At 53.2% G+C, this 20,173-nt stretch carries 17 protein-coding genes and 4 tRNA genes; 11 read left to right on the top strand and 10 right to left on the bottom strand.

All coding sequences use genetic code 11. From position 1 onward, the window contains the following. Positions 1-47 precede the first annotated feature (47 nt). Together D5366_RS01425 and D5366_RS01420 are read left to right on the top strand one after the other, a co-directional pair. Entirely contained in the window at positions 48-641 is a 594-nt protein-coding gene (locus D5366_RS01425; RefSeq protein ID WP_141491984.1) for a DUF4142 domain-containing protein, read from the top strand. A gap of 678 nt (positions 642-1,319) precedes the next feature. Further along, a complete protein-coding gene (locus D5366_RS01420; protein WP_205839593.1) occupies positions 1,320-1,928 on the top strand; it encodes a hypothetical protein in 609 nt (202 codons plus the stop codon). A gap of 45 nt (positions 1,929-1,973) precedes the next feature. Here D5366_RS01420 and D5366_RS01415 read toward each other — a convergent pair whose 3' ends face one another. Both D5366_RS01415 and D5366_RS01410 read right to left on the bottom strand, forming a co-directional pair. Beyond that, positions 1,974-3,878 (bottom strand): OPT family oligopeptide transporter, encoded by a 1,905-nt coding sequence (locus D5366_RS01415; RefSeq protein WP_141491983.1) that lies wholly within the window; start codon positions 3,876-3,878, stop codon positions 1,974-1,976. 104 nt (positions 3,879-3,982) lie between these two features. Then, on the bottom strand, positions 3,983-4,588 hold the full coding sequence (locus tag D5366_RS01410) for a hypothetical protein (protein ID WP_141491982.1): 606 nt from the start codon (positions 4,586-4,588) through the stop codon (positions 3,983-3,985). 123 nt (positions 4,589-4,711) lie between these two features. On the opposite strand from D5366_RS01410, the gene ispH reads away from it, so the two are divergent. The 5 genes from ispH to D5366_RS01385 all read left to right on the top strand — a co-directional run bounded on the left by ispH (position 4,712) and on the right by D5366_RS01385 (position 7,534). Continuing rightward, positions 4,712-5,734, top strand: coding sequence for a 4-hydroxy-3-methylbut-2-enyl diphosphate reductase (gene ispH, locus D5366_RS01405; protein ID WP_141491981.1), 1,023 nt, complete (start codon positions 4,712-4,714; stop codon positions 5,732-5,734). A 6-nt stretch (positions 5,735-5,740) separates the two neighbouring features. Then, entirely contained in the window at positions 5,741-6,700 is a 960-nt protein-coding gene (locus D5366_RS01400) for a homoserine kinase (protein ID WP_141491980.1), read from the top strand. Beyond that, the gene (gene rnhA, locus D5366_RS01395; protein WP_141491979.1) at positions 6,693-7,139 is read left to right on the top strand and encodes a ribonuclease HI; all 447 of its coding nucleotides are present in this window, start codon (positions 6,693-6,695) and stop codon (positions 7,137-7,139) included. The genes D5366_RS01400 and rnhA overlap by 8 nt, the downstream gene beginning before the upstream one ends. A gap of 100 nt (positions 7,140-7,239) precedes the next feature. Next, a tRNA-Asn gene (locus tag D5366_RS01390) sits at positions 7,240-7,315 on the top strand. A 143-nt stretch (positions 7,316-7,458) separates the two neighbouring features. Next, positions 7,459-7,534 (top strand) — tRNA-Asn (locus D5366_RS01385). Between the two features lie 30 nt (positions 7,535-7,564). On the opposite strand, the gene D5366_RS01380 is transcribed toward D5366_RS01385, so the two are convergent. Continuing rightward, positions 7,565-8,788: an MFS transporter gene (locus tag D5366_RS01380; protein WP_141491978.1), complete on the bottom strand. Its 1,224-nt coding sequence runs from the start codon at positions 8,786-8,788 to the stop codon at positions 7,565-7,567. Positions 8,789-8,859: 71 nt separating this feature from the next. Between D5366_RS01380 and gpt the strand changes: the two genes are divergently transcribed. The 4 genes from gpt to D5366_RS01360 all read left to right on the top strand — a co-directional run bounded on the left by gpt (position 8,860) and on the right by D5366_RS01360 (position 10,651). Then, positions 8,860-9,366, top strand: a complete 507-nt coding sequence (gpt, locus tag D5366_RS01375) for a xanthine phosphoribosyltransferase (RefSeq protein WP_141491977.1) — start codon at positions 8,860-8,862, stop codon at positions 9,364-9,366. 50 nt (positions 9,367-9,416) lie between these two features. Further along, a tRNA-Pro gene (locus D5366_RS01370) sits at positions 9,417-9,493 on the top strand. Positions 9,494-9,536: 43 nt separating this feature from the next. Then, a tRNA-Arg gene (locus tag D5366_RS01365) sits at positions 9,537-9,613 on the top strand. 96 nt (positions 9,614-9,709) lie between these two features. Then, a complete protein-coding gene (locus D5366_RS01360) occupies positions 9,710-10,651 on the top strand; it encodes a glycosyltransferase family 2 protein (protein ID WP_141491976.1) in 942 nt (313 codons plus the stop codon). Between the two features lie 16 nt (positions 10,652-10,667). Here D5366_RS01360 and D5366_RS01355 read toward each other — a convergent pair whose 3' ends face one another. From D5366_RS01355 to ftsZ, 7 genes are all read right to left on the bottom strand, one after another. After that, positions 10,668-11,225, bottom strand: a complete 558-nt coding sequence (locus D5366_RS01355) for a nicotinamidase (RefSeq protein WP_141491975.1) — start codon at positions 11,223-11,225, stop codon at positions 10,668-10,670. A gap of 1 nt (position 11,226) precedes the next feature. Then, entirely contained in the window at positions 11,227-12,591 is a 1,365-nt protein-coding gene (locus D5366_RS01350; protein WP_141491974.1) for a hemolysin family protein, read from the bottom strand. Positions 12,592-12,661: 70 nt separating this feature from the next. Further along, positions 12,662-14,716, bottom strand: coding sequence for an NAD-dependent DNA ligase LigA (gene ligA, locus D5366_RS01345; protein ID WP_141491973.1), 2,055 nt, complete (start codon positions 14,714-14,716; stop codon positions 12,662-12,664). Then, positions 14,713-16,434: a DNA repair protein RecN gene (gene recN, locus D5366_RS01340; RefSeq protein WP_141491972.1), complete on the bottom strand. Its 1,722-nt coding sequence runs from the start codon at positions 16,432-16,434 to the stop codon at positions 14,713-14,715. Before recN ends, ligA begins: the two co-directional genes overlap by 4 nt. A gap of 45 nt (positions 16,435-16,479) precedes the next feature. Beyond that, complete coding sequence (locus D5366_RS01335) at positions 16,480-17,382, bottom strand: outer membrane protein assembly factor BamD (protein ID WP_141491971.1); 903 nt, start codon at positions 17,380-17,382, stop codon at positions 16,480-16,482. A gap of 67 nt (positions 17,383-17,449) precedes the next feature. After that, the gene (lpxC, locus tag D5366_RS01330; protein ID WP_141491970.1) at positions 17,450-18,460 is read right to left on the bottom strand and encodes a UDP-3-O-acyl-N-acetylglucosamine deacetylase; all 1,011 of its coding nucleotides are present in this window, start codon (positions 18,458-18,460) and stop codon (positions 17,450-17,452) included. A gap of 109 nt (positions 18,461-18,569) precedes the next feature. After that, a complete protein-coding gene (ftsZ, locus tag D5366_RS01325; RefSeq protein ID WP_141491969.1) occupies positions 18,570-20,147 on the bottom strand; it encodes a cell division protein FtsZ in 1,578 nt (525 codons plus the stop codon). Positions 20,148-20,173 lie beyond the last annotated feature (26 nt).

Below are 20,173 nucleotides of genomic sequence, written 5' to 3'. Positions count from 1 at the left end.
AGGGTGTGCTAAGATAATACTTAAGGTTTGAACAAGGAATGCTGCGTATGAAAGTGAAAACACATTTGACGGCGCTGGCGTCATTATCGCTCATGCTTGGGGTATCTGCTTGTGGTGTTGACGCGCCGCCGCCGCCTCCTTTGCCTTCCACTAGCCCAGCCATTAGCCCGCTTAGCACTCAAGATGTTGCCTTGTTGCAGCAGCTTGATTCGTTAGATCAAGTGCAGGGCGCCATAGCATCTTTGGCGGTCGCACATAGCAACAGCGATGTTGTGAAGGCTTTTGCCACAACCGTTGCGTCCGATCATGCGACGAACCGCAAGGCCGTGGCGCAGATTGCAACCGCTGCAAACTTGAAAACCAGTTCGGGTTTGAACGCCGCTGATCAAGCCCGTGTGACGGCTATTGGTCGCTTGTACGGTACAGCTTATGATCGTGTTTTCTTGAGGGAAGTGGTTGGCGCAGGCTCGTCCGCGTTAAATTCAGACCTTAAGGCAGCGGCATCGTCAGGTAATGGGAATGTAAAAACCCTTGCATCTGATACGACGACAATGCTGACGAGTCATACCAACCAGGCCCGTGATCTCATGGGGGAGCGTACTATCCGCCACCATCGTGCCCATATTGGTAGCCGCCGATAATTAGGGGATTCCCGGTGTGCGAGGGATTTTAGTCGCGCACCGGGAACCAAGTACTGCCCCGCGTGTTCGCCGTGACGTATTATGCGCATGCAGTGGGAGTGTTGGTGATGGGCATAGATTGCGTATAGTTTAAGAATCAAACATGAATCACTTCATGTATATTGTAGTATAAATCTAAATTATGATTTTAATAATATTGAGAAATTATAGTAAATTAACAGAAATTCGATTTATTTTTGTAATCAAAATTATTTTCTTTACGCCATGGAATGCGCCGTATGTGTGCAGGATCTCGATGTGAGACTGGTTGTTGCGAACATTTCTTATCTTCTCTGGTGGAATATTTGATAACGTGAATTGCGTCGGGTCACGTTCTACAAAGCCGTGTTCTTTTAGTCTCTTATCGGTTTGAGCGTTACGCTTAATAGCTAAAAGTTTACACTGAAAATCGTACTCTTCTGGTGACACTCTTTATTTTTTTTGTTAAATAGTCGACCACAAGAGTGCTGGTTTGATCAGGTGGCCAGTACTGTGACTTCCGAAAATTCCGCCGGAACGTCCCTTTGGGGAGGCTTTGCTTCTTACAAAAAGGGCTGGATTCGATGGACCGAATACGTTCGGTTATTTCATTGAGGGGGTCATGTTTAGACGCCTTATTTTGATAGAAAAAAGTGTATAATGCAGGACGATCAGCAGGTAAGTGAAGATAAACTGCGAGAAGCCTTGGCCCGTTTAGGGGCCGGTTCTGGTAAAAGTTCAAATAAACCATCTAGGCCTATGCAGCCAACGCAAGAGCGTCGCCGCCGATTTGTGCGTGACGGTCAGGTCGTGGTTGAGCATCAATCAACGGGTCGGCCCATGAGTGGCCGCATGCAGGCAGTACGCGCCGCGGCTGCCAGTGCGGAAGATCATGACGAAGTCGAGCGTTTGCGTCAGTCGGTGAAGCGTGAGCAACGCCGCTGGGAAGAGGCTGAGCGTAATTTAGGCGATCTTAAGGGGCAGTTACGCACCTTTGAAACGCGTGAAGCGCATACGAAACTTCAGATATTGGATTTGAGCAAAGCTCTGCGTGAGGCGCAAGACCAGATTCAATCTCTGAAGTCTGAACTGCACCGCGCGCGTGAAGAAGCGTTTGAAGCGTCCCGCCGGTCGCCGCGTCCAGTGGGGCGCCCACGTAAAAATCCTCTGCCAGAGCAGCAGGAAGTGCGTCCTCTGCCACGTCAGCTGGAAGTGGCAGCCGTTGGTGCAGCTGAAGATCAAGAGCCTGTTCAGTGGTGGAAAGATTAATCTTTCCACCATTAGGCCGGGTGCTTTAAGCGACGCGTCCTTCCATTAGGAAGGGCGCGTTTCTTTTTTCAAGGCGTGTGAGAACCAGATTAAAACGGCGAGGAAAGCAATGCCTCCTAACCAGGGTTGCAGTGCGCTTGGTACCGGGAGTGCAAGTGCATTCGGGTTGCCTGTACCTCCGGCGATAGCGGCGATTACAACTCCAAGAATGCTTTCTCCTACGATAAAGCCGGAAGCAATCATCGTGCCTTTTTCTGGCGCGTAATGGCGCAGTGCATAGCCGATCACGGCTCCGACCGTAATGGTTACGGAGACTTCGGGTGGGAGGTATAGTCCTAGGCCAACGGCGAGCGGGGGGAGAGCTAAGCGCAATTTGCGTAGCCCAAGGTCCAATACAACCAGTATAAAGCCAATGACTCCGCCGATCTCAAGCATGTTCCAATCCAGCGTATGGTTCATGATGCCGGATGCAATGGCGGCCATGAGTGCGGGTTGTGGAGCTGCCAAAACCTGATCAGGGTTCATGCCTGCGTGAGGGAGGGGAGCGTTGGCAAAGCCATAGGCTTGATAGAGCGTTTGCAGCACCCAGGGAATGATGAGCGCGCCCGCTACGCAGCCAATGAGGAGAGCAATTTCCTGCCGCCAAGGTGTTGCACCAACAAGCTGCCCAGTTTTGAGGTCTTGCAGGTTATCATTCGAAATGGCGGCTGAGGCTGTAATTGCTGAGAGGATGAAAAGCCCGAAACCTATAGCAACGGGGCGCTGATCGGCCGTGAGCAGGCCTGTATGTTCGAGGGCGGTCAGTAGCAGCGTAATCAGTATTATCGCGATAATACCGATTCCGGAGATAGGGGATGAGGATGAGCCAATAATGCCCGCCATATATCCGCACGCGCTAGCGACCAAAAAGCCGATGACGAAGCAGGTCACGATTCCTAAAAGAACCAGCGTCACAAGCGCTTCGCCATGGTGAAGAACGGGCCATAGAAACTGCGTGAAAAGACCGGCCAGAGTTACAGCCAAAAGAACGCAAAGGCTTTTGACGACGTTTGGCGACAAGTCGGTATCTTTGGGGTCGGGGTTGGTTGAGGCACCCCCTACAAAAGCTTCCCGGACGCCGCGTATGACGGGGCCAGTAAGCGAAATTAAAGTCCATAATGCTGCTACGGCGATAACGCCTGCGCCGATGAAACGGACTTTATGGACCCACAGGCTGCTAGCCTCGGCCAATGGATGCGCAGCAGGATTGAGATAGCCTATGTAGGGAACAAGGACACCCCAAGCGAGGAAAACGCCAAGCAGCATGGCCAGCCCTCCCGCCAAACCAACAAGGTACCCGGTTCCGAGCAAAGCCAGTGAGAAGCTGCCGCTAAGGCGGAAAGCTGATGCGCCAACGCTGGTTGCGAGTGTGAACCCGTCGGAGAATACGCGCAGGCCACCTGTAAAAAATGCGACAAGGGCGGAAACCGTGCTGCCTTGGATAAGTGCGCGTAGGTTTTTGGCGTCTCCCTCCGGAGAGGAGGCCCGCAAAATTTCGGCACATGCTTTACCTTCAGGGTAAGGCAGGCTTGAGCGAGAGACGAGCGCGCGCCGCAAGGGAATGGTAAAAACAACACCGGTCATGCCGCCGGCAAGGGTCAGCAGCAGCGTTTGAAAATAGGGGAATTCGTGCCAGTAGCCGACCATGAGAAGGCTAGGCAAAGCGGCAAAGACGCAAGATAGGGTGCCTGCAGCTGATGCTTGTGTTTGCACCAAGTTATTTTCAAGGATGTTGCTGTTGCCCAACAGGCGCAGCACTACCATCGAAATAATTGTGGCGGGGATCGATGATGCGAATGTCAGGCCGATTTTAAGGCCGAGATAGACATTGGCTGCGGTGAAAATCACCGTGATGAGGGTTCCGAGAATAACTCCGCGCAGAGTTAATTCACGGTTCGAAGGAGGCCGCATGCCAAGGTCCTGTTGTTAGTCGTAAAAATATAAGCAGTGCTGCCACGGGCCGTATGTAAAGAATGGCCCGTGGTTGAAGCATTACCCGTTTTGAGGGGAAGTGCTTACTGGCTGTTGCTACGGAATGCAGAAGGGCGGGGGTGCTTCCGGTTGTAATCCAATTCACTACGGGTCAGTTGTAGGCCGACTTCGAGTGTATATGGGTTCTCCTGCAGGTTGGCAGAAGCTGGAAGGTCGATAAGGCGCAGCTCAGTTTTGGCTGTTTGCGTGCTGACATTTGGCGTCAGAGAAAACGTATCGTTGAAGGTTTTTTTATCAACGATCTTGCCGTTCTGCATGATAGCAATGAAATAAGGAATGGTGACCTTGTCCTGCGTTGTCGCCGGTCCGCGTTCGATCGTGAAGGAAAGTCCGACACGGGTACGCACCATCTTTTGTTTTTCGGGGCCATCTGGGCCGCGTGTGCAATCACCAGACAGGGCGGTGATTTGGACGTGGCTCGTCAGGTTGCGCAGGTCTTGATCTTGGCCTGTGTAAGCAAAGCGATCGGCAGTCCCTGCGGGGATGTCGGTGCGCGGACATGCGGGAGCAAAAAGGCTCGGGTTAGATTCGTCTTCGCAGCCCGTGAGTGTCACGGTTGCTGTAGTAAGAGCCAGTATGGTCGCAACCATAATGGTTCCTGAGAGGGTGGGGCGCCGGAGGAAAGGCATCTTCGGTTCATTCTCCCAGAAACGTGAAGAAGGATAATAAGAGTCGGCAAAGCGTTGCGATAGAACGCAATCCGGACGATAATGCATACTAATATATCGAACTACGCCCTTTTGGGGAACACTATGTCAGATCAGACCACTTTTCTTGCTCCTGAACGCGCTGCAGAGCGTGCTTCCTCCTCCGAACAGCGGACAATGCGGGTTTTACTCGCTGGTCCGCGCGGCTTTTGTGCGGGCGTGGACCGCGCAATTCGCGTCGTGGAAGAAGCGTTGCGGCGTTACGGGGCGCCCGTTTATGTGCGCCACGAGATTGTGCATAATCGTACAGTCGTAGAAGGGCTTGAAGCCAAAGGTGCTATTTTCGTTGAAGAACTCGATGAAGTACCTGCAGATGGTCATGTAGTTTTCTCGGCTCATGGCGTGCCAAAATCGGTTCCGGCTGAGGCTGAACGCCGCAATCTGTTATATCTAGATGCAACATGTCCGTTGGTTTCAAAGGTACACCGTGAGGCAGAGCGCCACTTTGCAGGTGGTGGCCCAGACCAGCGTCATATCCTTATGATCGGTCATGCAGGGCATCCAGAAGTTGTGGGTACGATGGGACAGCTGCCTCAGGGCGCTGTAACGTTGATTAATGACGCGGAAGAAGCGCGCAGCGTACAGCCTGCTGACCCAAGCCGATTGGCTTTCATCACCCAGACGACGCTGTCAGTTGATGATACGGCTGAGATTGTAGATATTTTGCGCTCGCGCTTTCCTGAAATTGAGGGGCCGCGCCGTGAAGACATCTGTTACGCAACGACGAATCGTCAGGAAGCAGTCAAAGCCATCGCTCCTGAGAGTGACTTGGTGATTGTTATTGGTTCACCAAATTCATCGAACTCTCAACGTCTGCGTGAAGTTGCTGAACGCTCCGGTGCCCGCCGTGCGCTGCTGGTTCCCAAGCTTGCGGATTTGGATTGGTCAGTGCTGGAAGGTGTAGAAACGCTTGGCATCAGCGCTGGCGCATCTGCTCCTGAGGCATTGGTGCAAGAAATGGTTGTGGCTTTGTCCGAGCATTTCGTTCTGAAGATTGAAGAGCGGATTGTTAAAAAGGAAAACGTCAATTTCCGCCTGCCCGGCCCTTTGGCGACAGAGGCCGGCTAAACCTCTATGGCAGTTTATACGGAGTTTTCGGAGGAGGCCCTTAACGGCTTCCTTTCCGATTATGCTTTAGGCACGCTGGTTGCGTTTGAAGGTATCGCAGAAGGTGTTGAGAACAGTAATTTCTTACTGACTTTAAGCAGTGGGAAATACATTCTGACGCTGTTCGAAAAGCGTATGCGCCCGGATGAACTGCCGTGGTTTTTAGGGTTGATGCAGCACCTTGCAAAAGCTGGAGTGAACTGCCCTCAACCGGTTGAGGGTAAAGATGGCAAGGCATTGCGTCATTTAGCCGGAAAACCTGCCGTCATCACCACCTTTCTGAATGGTAAGGGCGTTGCTGCTTCTACCCCGGACGAGTGCCGACAAGTCGGGCAGGCTATGGCGGAACTGCATAAGGCAGGTCAATCATATGCGCCTGTCCGTGCGAATGCTTTGGCTGCTGATGCGTGGGGGCCTCTGCTGGAGCGTTGTGGTAAAATTGGTGACGATTTAGGGCGTGGCTTCGGGCAAGATATTGCCTGTGCGCTCGGCAAGGTGGTGCCACTTTGGCCGCAGCCGGGGGATCTGCCTATTGGGCAAATCCACGCGGATTTATTTCCCGATAATGTTTTCTTTCAAAATGGCTCTCTGTCCGGGCTCATCGATTTTTATTTCGCATGCACGGACATGTTTGCTTACGACTTGGCCATTTGCCTGAACGCTTGGTGTTTTGAAGAGCGTGAAGGCTCAGTAATATATCGGCAGGACTGCGCAAATTCATTGGTTGAAGGTTATGAACAAGTCCGACCTTTGACAGCTCAGGAAAGAGCGGTGCTGCCAGTTTTGGCGCAAGGCGCTGCGCTACGGTTTGTCTTAACGCGCTTATATGACTGGATTAACACACCGAGCGATGCTCTGGTTACGCGCAAAGACCCACGCCCGTATATGAAGCGTTTTAATCATTTTTCTAAGGTCGGTCATGTCTGACGAATTAGACAACATCGTCGATATCTGGACCGATGGTGGGTGCAAGCCGAATCCCGGCCCTGGTGGCTGGGGGGTACTTTTAAGCTATCGTGGGCGTGAGCGTGAGATGAAGGGGGGAGACCCGGAGACAACAAACAACCGCATGGAGCTTACAGCCGCTGCGGAAGCTTTGGAGACGTTGACGCGGCCTTGTCGAGTGCGTTTGCACACAGACAGCGAATATCTGAAAAATGGTATTACGCGGTGGCATACTGGCTGGGTGCGCCGTAAGTGGCGGAACGCTGCTGGTGACCCTGTTGCGAATATGGACCTGTGGCAGCGTATTCTGGAAGCGGCAAAGCCGCACGAGATAGAGTGGCTCTGGGTCAAAGGGCATTCGGGCGACGAACACAATGATCGAGTTGATCGTTTGGCAACGGAAGGCCGAGAAGAACTCTGACGCGCGTAAGACTGTAGTCAGGTCCGTTAAAAAAATTAGAAAAAAAGACAAAAAAGGGGTTTACCGACACGGGCCGTTTAGGTAAACACCATCTCGCTGATCCCGAATAGCTCAGTTGGTAGAGCAAGCGACTGTTAATCGCTGGGTCGTAGGTTCGAGTCCTACTTCGGGAGCCAGCTTTTCCTCTTAAAAATATAATAAGTTCTTAAAGCAAATCGCGTTGGATACATCCATCTTGCGTAGTTTTTGCTTTTTTAACGAAAATGTAAAAAAGGGGCTTTACGGCTGGGAAGTGTTTGGGTAAACACCACCTCGCTGATCCCGAATAGCTCAGTTGGTAGAGCAAGCGACTGTTAATCGCTGGGTCGTAGGTTCGAGTCCTACTTCGGGAGCCAGCTTTTCCTCTTGAAATATGGCTTTGAAGATTATTCTTCAGTTGTAATCTCGTCTAAGCGGTCGAGCGACCACAAGCGCGGGAACAAAGGTATCCACGCGGCAGCTACAAGTATGGTGCCGACACCGCCAGTAATGACTGCTGCCTCTGGCCCTAGCGCAGCGCCCATCATGCCGCTCTCAAATTCACCGAGTTGGTTGCTTGAGCCAATGAACAGGCTGTTAACAGCAGAGACACGGCCGCGCATGGCATCAGGTGTTGCAAGCTGAACAAGCGATGAGCGGACAACCATGCTGATGACATCAGCGGCCCCTAGCGTAATAAGCGCTAAAATGGAGACCCAGACAGTGTGGGAGCCGCCGAAAATAATTGTGGCAATGCCAAAGATAAAAACTGACGCGTACATTGTCATGCCGCTACGCCGCCCGAGAGGGTGCTGGGCAAGCCACAAAGACATGCCGAGGGCACCTATTGCTGGCGCTGCACGTAACAGTCCCAAGCCCATAGGGCCTGCATGAAGGATGCTCTCTGCATAGACGGGCAGCATTGCAGTTGCTCCGCCTAGGAGAACTGCGAAGAGATCCATCGAGATAGCGCCAAGTAAGTCACGGCGAGTGTTGAGAAATGCAAGGCCAGCAAAAACAGAATTGAGAGTAACGGGCTCTTTGCTGGCTGGGCGAGTTAAAAGACGAATATTCGATGTGCTTAACAATGCACAGAAAAATAGGGCACAGGTAATGCCGTAGCTCACGGCAGGGCCAAGGCCGTAGAGCAGGCCGCCCAAACTTGGGCCTGCAATAGATGCCACCATAAAAAGCGAAGTGATGAGAGATTGCGCTTGAGGTAATAAAGCTGGTGGCGTCAGTGAGGGAAGAAATGCTTGCTGGCAAGGCATTTCAAAGCTGCGCAACGTGCCAAGGGCAACGCCGAGAGCATAGATGCCAGCTGGATGCAGTGCGTTGAATAGCGTTGCGATCGTCATAGCAAGAAGTGTGATGACTTCGAGTGCCTGACAAATTTGTACGACGCGCTTGCGGTCAAAGCGGTCAGCAACGTGGCCGGAGACGAATGTCAGCGGCACCATCGGTAAAAATTGAGCGAGGCCAATATAGCCCAGAGCCGCAACGCTATGTGTCATGTCATAAAGATGCCAGCCGATTGCGACAGCGAGTGTCGATGAGGCCAACTGGCTGCTCAAGCGGGAGAGGGCAAGGCTGCGAAAGCCCGGGATTTGATTGAGCAAAGACAGTGACATGTTTTCAGCATAGTGTATTTTTTGTGGAAAGCCGATTGCAAATCGTTATCGCTGAAGGCAGAGGAAGGCGCATGACTGCTATACAAACACCACAATCCGTTCATTATGCGACCGTAACCTGGGATCAATTGCACCGGGATGCGCGTTTGCTTGCTTCTAACCTTATGCAGGCTCATGGCCCGTTTCGGGGTATTGTTGCCATCACGCGCGGTGGCTTGATCCCCGCGGCAATTTTAGGCCGTGAGCTGGGATGTCGTCTCATCGAGAGCGTTTCGGTTGTCACATATGCTGCCGAAGAGGGTTCGCAGGGCGAACCAAACGTCATTAAGGCCCCAGTAGCTGCTGGTGACGGCGAGGGCTTCTTGATTGTCGATGACCTCGTTGATTCTGGCGTTACGGCGCGTGTGGTCCGAGACATGCTGCCTAAGGCGGTATTTGCGTGTCTTTACGCTAAACCCGATGGCAAGCCTTTGACGGATCACTTCGTTACCGAGGTTTCACAGGACACATGGGTACTCTTCCCATGGGACACGGCACCCTTATTTGTGCCCCCACTCGCAAAAAGTGAAAAAAAGTAAAAATACCCCCTTGCGCTCCGAACGGGTTGGGCCTATACCCAGCTTCAGTTCGGGGCGTGGCGCAGCCTGGTAGCGCGCTTGTTTTGGGTACAAGAGGCCCCCGGTTCGAGTCCGGGCGCCCCGACCACTAGGAAGCAAAGCTTCCTGTATATGGAAGCTGTTTCTAGTCTGCGCCCTTAGCTCAGCTGGATAGAGCAACAGCCTTCTAAGCTGTGGGTCACTGGTTCGAATCCAGTAGGGCGCGCCACAGACACTATCTTCCACACAATATATGTCTTGTTCAACAGTTTTATCACGACCATAATCTTTAGGATAAAATAATATCCTGAAGGATCACAGTCGTATGGCCGTCGTGCGTGTTGTTATGATGCAGAGAGACGAAGGTGCCGCTCTCTTACGGTGGCTTATGCATTACACTGTGCTTTTCTCTCCCCAAAATATAACTATTTTTGATAACGGATCTGAAGATCCATATACGTTGTCGATTTTGAAAGAGGCTGCACGCTTAGGCGTCTGCGTTCGGTACGATTTAAATACCCCGCATGATTTTCAGCACAAAGGTGCACATTTCACAAACGTCTTTTTGGATTGGGACCAGAGGGGAGGGTACGATTTCGGGCTTCCTGTTGATTGTGACGAGATACTGGGTGTTTTTACCCCCGGGGGACTATCGTTCTTACCAGACGATATAAATGGAGCATTTCAAACATTAAAGATATCTGGGCAGAGCGGTGGATTTAGAATTCAATCTTCGCTGTTTAACGTGCCTGGAGCATCCGGATGGTACTCTCCAGTTGACTCTTTTCATAAAGGCTTCGTTTCAGCTCAAATAAAGGCAATGTGTGACAATGGGCATCACGAGCCTAAATCAAGCCTAAATAATGATATATTCGGAACGTGCTTCACGTATTTGCACGAACACAATGTCGACTACGATACTTGGCGGTTTCGATTAAAAAGAAAATTGAGAGGTTTGGTCGACGGTGATGATCCAGTAGAGTTGCGTCGGTATTTACAGACTGAAAGTGTGGAAGGAGCTCATGCAGCCGAGAGCCTTTTATTATCTGAAAAAGAGTACCATTCGCGCTATGATGATTCCCTGCGTTTATATGTAGGAGATAGAACTACTGAAAAAATCGTATTGGAAGGGCCTAGCTTACCGCCGACTTTTTGGGACGGGGATGCGTATCGCGCACGTCATACTGACGTGGCTACGTCTTACGAATTGGGTAGTCTGCAGCACTATTTGCGGCACGGCTTTAAGGAGGGAAGGCCGCTACGTTAGACAGCAGCTGCCTTCATCAACGTATCGTGACGCCTTGCTGGCTAAAGCTCTCAAGCAACGGTGTGGGGTCAGGGGTCAGCCCTTTCGAGGCTGGGCTGTGTAGTGTGACCTTGAAGCCATTTTCGAGTGCGTCGTCTATTGTCGCTTTTACGCAGACGTCGAGGGCCAAGCCGCAAATATGCAGTTCTTCTATTTCTAGCCCGGACAGAAGTCCCTTGAGGCCGGTTGAGTGAATGCGTTCATTATCGAAAAAAGCTGAATAACTGTCGCATTTTGGGTCTAGGCCTTTGTGTACAATGTGATGGATTTTGTCCGTCATTAATGTATCTGGAAAAGCTGCTCCATGTGTGGCAGCTACGCAGTGCGTGGGCCACGGCCCGCCATGTTGTTTGAAGGAGCAATGATTTACCGGGTGCCAGTCTTTTGTGGCTATAATTGTTGCCCAGTCGGCTTTAAGCAAATCATTGATGGGAGCAATAATTGCATCGCCTCCAGCTACGGCTAGGGTGCCGCCCGGCAAAAAATCATTCTGGACGTCAATGATAAGCAGCGCTGCCTGAGAATATGATGGCATTTTAGGTGCGCTCCTTGAGGGCATTCAGGCGTGTGACAAGAAGTTGGTTAATGCGGAAGCCGTCTACGTCAACCACTTCGAAACGGCAGCCAGCAGCGTCGACGCGGTCCGCTTTGCGCGCCATGCGTCTGAGGCGGTTCATAACGAAACCGCCGATCGTGTCGAAGTTTTGGGCATCGTGGAAGACGGGAATATCGAGTTCGCGTATGACATCGCCAATAGGGGCTGCGCCATCAATGAGCCAAGAGTTATCGTCGCGCTTTACGATTGCCTGTTCTTCAAAAGGACTAACTAATCCGTCCATGAGCGCGCCCATAATGTCTTTATAGGTGATAAGACCTACGACGAGGCCGTATTCGTTTACAATGAGCGCAAAGCCAGCGCCGTTTGCGTCGAATTGGGCGAGCGTTTCCCAAAGGTTCAGTGTGTCTGGCAGGGAGAGGACATCGCGACGCATTTTGAAAATTTGATTAGCGCCAGGTGTCGGCAGTTCCGTGTTTTGTGGCTTGTCGACCACTGCGACAAGCACGTCTTCCGCACGAATGGAGCCTATGACGTGGTCAAGGTCCCCGTTACATAGGGGGTAGCGTGAGTAAGGACGAACGCGCACTTTATCGCGTTGCGTCTCGGGGCTTTCTTGGACGTCTAGGTATACAATTTCATCGCGTGGTGTCATCGCGGATGTCACGGAACGATCTTGAAGACCAAGAACATTTTGGATCATTTGATGTTCTTGTTCGAGCAAAATGCCTGACGCAGTTCCTGCTGCGAGAATAGCTCTCAGGTCTTCTGGAGTTACAGGTTCAACAGTCGCCGCTGCGGGAATCTTAAGCAGATGCAGCAAGGCGTCCGAAATTTTGGAAAAGATCCAAACAGCGGGGTAGAGCACTTTAAGCGCTACAGCTGGAAACCAGCCAACTTTAAGCGCAATTCTGTCCGGCGCATTCATCGCTATGCGTTTTGGTAACAAATCTGCGAACAGAACAAAAAGCCCTGTAATAAGCATAAAGCCTAGAGTTGCGCCGACTTGATCCGCGAAGCTATCGGAAAGTCCGCAGGCCCTTAAAGCCGCAGCCAGAGGCGCACTCAGCATTGAATCGCTGATAATACCGCCTAGGACACCGACGGCGTTTAAGCATATCTGAAGTACTGTTATGACCTGCCCGCTATTTCGGCGCAGTTTTAGAAATGCAATAGCCCGTGGGTCTCCCGCATCTGCTTTGGAGCGCAGACGAACGTCGCGTGCAGCAGCAAACGAAATCTCCGACAGGGAGATTAATATTGATACGCCAATGAGCAGAACAGTGGCTATCAAACCAAGAATAAACAGACCGACATGGGGCTGCGGGAAAGTGGGGCTAGGCATAGCCCCACTATAGCTTGAATTTAAAAAAAAAGCTTATTTTTGTGGGTTTCGTCTTCGATTGAGCGGCCGGTTAAAGGCCAGCTAAGCGACGCCACCCTTGTTCGTCTAGCGTTTCGACGCCCAAATCTGCGGCTTTTTTAGCTTTAGAACCAGCTTTTTCACCCAAAACCACCAAAGATGTTTTTTTTGAGACACTATCCGTGACTTGAGCTCCGAGGCGTTCGGCAATGGCTTTTGCTTCGGGGCGGGTCATCGTTGTGAGGGTACCGGTAAAGACGATTGTTCTCCCGGAGAGGCTCCCCTCAGAGGGGGCCGCTTCGGGCGTAATGTCGAGCAATTCGCTCCGTAAATCATCTAGTGTTTCGACGTTATGCGGCTCTTGGAAGAATGCTGTCAGCTCTTCCGCGATAGCATCACCGATTCCCATAATGGCGCTGAGTGCTGCTCGCTCTTCGCTTTCAGGTTTCGCTGCGAGCATAGTATCCCGCCATTGCTCGAAACTTCCGAAATGGCGGGCTAGCATTTGTGCATTGCGCTCACCAATACGGCGAATCCCCAAGCCAAAGATTAGGCGAGCGAGTGGTATGTTACGTCGTTCAGCAATCGCACGTTGGAGGTTTTCAAAGGATTGAAGCCCCCAACCTTCCAGAGCGAGGATGGCATCCTTGCGCTGTTCAAGGCGGAAGATATCACCTGGTTTGCTAATGAAACCACGGTTGTGAAAATCGCGGATGCTACGCTCGCCCAAGCCGTCAATGTCAAAGGCATTGCGCGAAACCATATGGATGAGGCGCTCAACAACTTGTGCCTCACATGTCAGCCCGCCTGTGCAGCGGCGAACGGCTTCGCCAGCGGGGCGCTCGGCTCGTGCGCCGCAAACGGGACAATGATCGGGAAAAATAAATGGCTCGGATCGCTCGGTAGCATCGCCGGCTTCAACTGGGCCGAGAATTTGCGGTATGACATCTCCAGCGCGCTGGAGGCGTACTTTGTCTCCAACTCGGACATCTTTGCGCGCAATCTCGTCTTCGTTGTGCAGTGTAGCTTTGGAGACAAGGACACCGCCGACATTGACCGGTTCCAGCTGTGCCACGGGAGTTAATGCCCCTGTACGCCCTACTTGGATTTCGATGCCGCGCAGTATTGTAATGGCTTGCTCGGCAGGAAATTTCCAAGCGATGGCCCAACGTGGGGCGCGTCCTATGAAACCAAGACGCTCCTGCAAGGCGACGTCGTTAAGTTTGAAGACAATGCCGTCAATATCGTACCCCAAGAGGGCGCGTTCTTGAGCGAGCGCTTCTACATAGGCAGGGATATCAGAGGGATGGTCCAGCCGCTTGGAGAGGGGATTAACTGGGAAGCCCCACCTCTCTAGAGTGTTCAAATAGCCTTCATGCGTGGCACTAACACTCGCTGAGCGATGACCGAGAGCGTAGGCAAAAAGGGAAAGCGGGCGCTGTTTTGTGACGGACGGGTCAAGTTGACGCAGTGAACCTGCGGCTGCGTTGCGTGGATTGGCAAAAAGGCGCGCACCTTTTTGTGTTTGCTGTTCGTTGAGAGCCAAAAAGGCTTCTTTGCTTAAAAAAACCTCCCCGCGTATTTCCAGTAAATCAGGGGCATCGTCGGGCAACGTGGTCGGAATAGCGGCGATCGTACGCAGATTCGCCGTTACGTCTTCTCCCTCTAAGCCATCACCTCTCGTCGTGCCGCGTATGAAGGTACGGTTTTCGTAGGTAAGGCTGATGGATAGGCCGTCAATTTTTGGTTCTGCGACAACAGATAGGTTTTGTGTTTCGCTTTCGGATAGCCCAAGAAAACGGCCAGCGCGCGTAACAAAAGCTGAAAATTCTTCCTCGTTAAAAACGTTATCGAGGGAGAGCATAGGAACAAGGTGGCGGTGTTTGGTGAAAGCACTATCGGGAGCGGCGCCAACGCGGCTGCTGGCTCCTTGCCCTTGCTTTAGGGAGGGGTATTCCTCTTCGAGCGCGAGTAGCTCCCGCCGGGTGGCGTCGTATTTCGCGTCGCTGACGAGCGGTGCATCTTCCTGATGGTATGCCGCATCCCAAAGGGCGAGGAGGGTTTCCAGCTTCGCATGGCGTTGAACGTGCGGTGGTGACTTGGTCATAAGAGTGGTTCCAGCAGGCTGTCAGCGGCAGCACGGGCGGCATCCGTAATAACGTCGCCAGCAAGCATACGGGCAATTTCCTCCCGTCGTTGCGCTAGCGATAACGGTTCAGCCGTTGTCTCGGTTCGTTCGTTTGTAATGCGCTTGGCAATGCGGAGGTGGTGATCACCCCGCGCAGCGACTTGCGGACTATGAGTTACGACAAAGACCTGCCCGGTTTCTGCCACTTTATGGAGGCGGTCCCCGATTGCTGAAGCCGTGGCTCCACCAACCCCGGAGTCGACCTCGTCAAAAACAAGAGTTCCAACCGCGCTACGCTCCGCGAGAACAACTTTTAGCGCCAGCATCAGGCGCGATAATTCACCACCGGAAGCGACCTTAGCAAGGGCACCAGCGGGTTGGCCGGGGTTTGCGGCTATACGGAACGCCACATGTTCCATACCTGCACGGGACCAGCGGTTCGTATCAAGCTTGGTAAACGCAACACTGAAGCGGGCGCGTTCAAGCTTTACAGGCTTGAGCTCTCTATGGACGGCTTTTTCGAGTAGCTCTGCGGCTTTTTGACGTGAGGCAGAAAGGGCTGCTCCTGTTTCCTCAAAATGGCTTTGCGCCTCTCGAAGGGCTTGTTCAAGGCGCGATAGTTCGGCCGTGCTATTGTCGAGGGTTTCGAGTTTCTGGCGCAGATTTTTAAGGAAGGAAGGCAATTCGCTGACAGCAATGTTGTGCTTGCGCGCTTCGGCCCGCAAGGCAAACAAACGCTCTTCTGTTTCTTCCAACAGGCGAGGGTCCGCCATTGTGTCGGCGGCCAGACGTGAGAGTGAGCTTTCCGCTTCTGCAAGGGCTTCCTCTGCGCGGTCAAGAGCTTCTAGAGCCGATTGCACCTGTTTGGCATGGCTGTTGTCGAGGGGCTCTCCCCCCGCTTCGGAAGCGGGGGCTAGGCGCTGTAACGCGCGGCTGGCGGAACGGAGTGCTGTGGCAGGTGTTGCCGAGCGGCGGTCTTTGGGCGTGAGTTCCGCCAAAGCGGCCGCGACGGCCTCTTGGCGCCGTTCATCATGCTGTAGCTGTATGCGCAGGGCTGCGAGTTCGTCTTCTTCCCCCTCAACTGGCGCAAGGCTTTCCAGATCTTCTACCGTTGCGCGGAGCCATTCTTCTTCACGGGTCGCTTCGGTGAGGGCGCTGCGTGCATGCTCCAGCGCTTTTCGTGCCGTTATCCATTCGCTGTAAGCTTTTGCTGTCTTTTGGCGCAAAGCTGAGGGCACGCCGAACGCGTCGAGCAGATCTAGGTGCCCAGCTTCATCCGCGAGGCCCATCTGCTCATGTTGTCCCTGTATCTCAACTAGCTGCGAAGCAAGGCTGCGGAGCAGGGTGATACTAATGGGTTGATCGCACACATAAGCGCGTGACCGCCCATCCGGCAGGACGACGCGGCGCAGTGTCAGGAGGTCGCTCTGTGGATCTATTCCAAGGCTTTGCTCGGCAAGCAGCCCGAAAACCGGGTGATTTAGAGGTAAATCGAAAGTTGCTGAAACACTCGCTTGGCTTGCGCCGGCGCGTATTAGACCTGCGCTCGCGCGCTCACCCAAGGTGAGGCCCAGACTATCAAGTAATATGGATTTCCCGGCGCCTGTCTCACCAGTGAGAACGGTCAGGCCCTGATGCAGGGCCAGATCCAGTTTCTCGATCAAGACGACGTCACGGATCGAAAGATGTGTCAGCATGGCACCGGTATCAGAGCTTGTGGCGTGCGCCAGCGGCGCGGCTTATTAGAAAACGCTGTGCCACGCGCGGGAGAAGAAACCGCGTGACTCTGAATCTTTTTGTGCATTTGTGGCAGGTGTTTTCATATCTGTTGATAGAAGTCCTGCACTTCGCAGATTTGAGTAGGCGTCGTGGTACCACGCACTATCGGGATAGTTATATCCCAAGACTGAAGCCGTCTGTTGAGCTTGGCCAGTCAGGCCGAGTGCGAGATATACTTCGACCAAGCGCTCCAGTGCTTCAGCCGTATGGTTTGTTGTCTGGAAGTCCTGCACAACGCGCTGATAGCGCGTTAAGGCGGCTTCGTAGTTGCGTTGTTCTTGGTACCAACGACCGACGAGCATCTCTTTGCCTGCAAGGTGGTCGCGGCAGAGGTCAATTTTCAGTTGGGCGTCACGTGCGTATGATGTTTGGGGGAAGCGAGTTACTACTTCTTCCAAGGCGTTCAGAGCTTCAACGGTACCTTGCTGGTCACGTTGCACATCAGCGATCTGCTCATAATAGCACAATGCACGGAGATAGAACGCGTAAGCTGCATCTGGGCTGGTGGGGTGAAGCTGCAAATAGCGTTCCAGCTGTTGAACTGAAAGAGCATACTCTCCTTGCAGGTAGTAGGAGTACCCTTCCATCAGTTCGGCATTTCCGGTGAAGCCAGAATACGGGTAGTTCTGCTGGAGAAGTTCAAACTCACCAGATGCTAGCTGATAGCGACCAGAATGCAGAGCATCGATCCCGTAATTATACAGCGTTTCGGCATCGGCTGTTTTGGGAATCGCAGCGGGGCCGTCTTTGTGTGAAAACAAAGAGCAGCCTGACAAGAGCATCGCAGCGCCAATCATGGCCGCGTTGCGAGAGAACGTACGCTGCGTAAGCGCGAGAGAAAAACGACGCTGAGTGCTGTTGGTCATACCTGCTCTTCCCGTGGAAAGTGTCTTATATCACGGGATTGCGGCGACGAAAGACCCGCAAGGCCCCTTAAGCTGCAACATAAGAAGGTTGTTGCATGGTTTTTGCGCTTTGAACCGACGGAATCGGCTGAAGGCGCCAGTTGCGTTGGTCAGCAAAAACGGCACGAAGTAGAAGATTATTAATCCGGTGGCCAGATTTGTGGCCAATAAAGCCGCCTTGGATGCGCCGCCCCGCGCAGTACAGGTCACCGACAGCGTCAAGAAGTTTATGCCGCGCAAACTCGCGCTCAATACGTAGCCCTGCCGGATTTAAGATTTTTTCGTCATCGACGACGATAGCATTATCTAATGAGCCGCCTCTTGCTAGCCCGATGCTTTGCAGGTGCTCAATGTCTGAACGATTCACGAAGGTACGGCAGAAGGCCAGTTCGTTCAAAAAACGTTCTGGTGAAAGTTGAACGGCGTAACGCTGGCTACCGATTGCCTGCGCGGAGAAGCTCAGTGAAATAGCAAGTGCCAAACCACTATGGGATGGGCGCAGCTCAGCGAAGGCGCCACTTTCATCCTCGACGCGCACAGGGCGGAGAATTTCGATTGTACGCCGTGCGGCATCGAGGGTTTTCGTGCCTGCGCATTGAATAAGGAAGCAGAATTCGGCTGATGAGCCATCCAGAACCGGCATTTCAGGGCCCGAAACGGCGATAACCGCATTATCAATACAGAGTGCGCTGAGGGCTGCCATGAGATGTTCAATGGTAGCGACGCGGACCGAGGGGTCTTTTTCCCAAGCAACGACTGTAGAGAGCTGCGTGTCTACAATTGTGTCCGCGCGAACTGGGAAAGCCGGAGTGCCGGGTTTGTCGGTACGTAGAAAGCAGATCCCTGTGTCTGCCGGAGCGGGGCGAAGCTCAAGGTCAACTACGATGCCGCTATGTAAGGCAATGCCGCGGCAGCGAATGCTGTTGGCTAGTGTTGTTTGCTGGCTTGGCATTTGCGGCTGGGAATCAGGCGTCAAGAAGGACGGCAGAAAGGGAATATCTTTCGCTGTTTTTGCATCTTGGAAGCCTGTCACCTGCATCTCTCTCCATAGTGGTCCGGGTGATGAACAACCGGTCAGCTTGTCGTATAGAGGCAGATGCAGGGTAGGTGCCAGTCAATGATTATTGCGGGATATTACCCGGCGCGTTTCAGCGCCGAAGGTATGTTGGAATGTCCAATGTGCCATCGTCAGGTGTGTCTGAGGGGCGTGGGCGCTCAGGCTGGTGATCCTGACGAGGGGGGTGAGCGTGCGTATGCTCGTTTGCATGGGGCTCCGTACGCTGTGCGGGTGCATGCTGTGGTGCAGGGCGGCTGCGGAAGGCGCCTGTAACGAGGCCGAACAGGCTGCGAGGCTGCACTTCAGGTTGCTGCTGCGGTTGCTGATGCTGCTGGGTGTTCGTGAACAGTGCTGAATGCTGCGAACGATTTTGCGGTTCTTGCTGGTGTTGCGCGTGAGTATGATGCGCGGGTTCAGCCTTGTGCTGTGTTGGCGCGGCACTAGGAGAGTGTTGGTTATTTTGATTTTGCTCAGCGGGCTGCACGGAAGGTTGTGCAGGCGCGCTGTGGTCTAAGTTAAAATTTGGCCGTGCACCTCCAGCATAAGTCGAACCCGGAGAATATGCACCCGGTGCACGATGCGCTGTTTGTGGGGCTGCATTGCCATGCGCGTTATTGCTCGGGGAGGGCGCGGGTTGTTGTGTTGGTTGTGCTACAACAGGCTCAGGCTGCTCATCCGCGGCTGCACGCGTGTCAATGCCAGTCGCAACGACGGAGACGCGGATACGGCCGTTCAGATTTTCGTCAATTAGAGCGCCGAAGATGATGTTCGCGTCTTCTGCAACTTCTTCACGGATACGGTCTGCAGCTGCGTTTACTTCGTACAATGTAAGGTCTTCGCCGCCGGTAATGTTAATCAGCAAGCCGCGTGCGCCTGCCATAGAGGCATCTTCAAGCAGCGGGTTGGAAATGGCGCGCTCTGCTGCCGCGATGGCTCGGTCTTCGGCGTCCTCGGCGCTGGAGGCTTCGCCCGTACCCATCATGGCCTTGCCCATCTCTTCCATGACAGCGCGGACGTCGGCGAAGTCGAGGTTGATCAGACCGGGGGAAACCATGAGGTCAGTAATGCCGCGTACGCCCATGTTCAGGACGTTATCCGCCATCTGGAAGGCTTCGCGGAATGTCGTATTCTGGTTGGCCGAGTTGAAGAGGTTCTGGTTTGGAATGACGATCAGCGTGTCGACGTGCTTTTGCAGTTCGGCAATGCCCTGATCGGCCAACTGGGCGCGGCGTCTGCCTTCAAAATTGAAAGGCTTCGAAACAACACCGACAGTAAGGATTTTACGCTCACGCGCCATGCGGGCTACAACGGGGGCCGCACCTGTGCCTGTGCCGCCGCCCATGCCGGCGGTGATGAAAACAAGGTTTGCACCTTCGATCTGGCGGTCAATTTCTTGGGCGGCTTCTTCAGCAGCCTCACGGCCGATTTCAGGCTTCGCACCAGCGCCTAGGCCTCGCGTCAGGTGTGGGCCAAGCTGCACGCGGCGTTCAGATTTTGAGTGCGCCAACTGCTGAGCATCGGTGTTGGCAACGACAAATTCAACGCCCTTAAGCCCTGAGTCGATCATGTTATTGACGGCGTTCGTACCAGCACCACCTACACCGATGACGGTAATTCGTGGAGCAAGTTCGACATGCGAGTTTGGGGTCGGGGTCAGATTAAGTGTCATGCTCGGATCCAGAACTTCAGTAGGGG

It is taken from the genome of Neokomagataea tanensis (genome assembly GCF_006542335.1).
In the GTDB taxonomy this organism is placed as follows: Bacteria; Pseudomonadota; Alphaproteobacteria; order Acetobacterales; family Acetobacteraceae; genus Gluconobacter; species Gluconobacter tanensis.
Note: the sequence above shows the minus strand (reverse complement) of the source record. Positions and strands in the feature narration are given on the sequence as shown.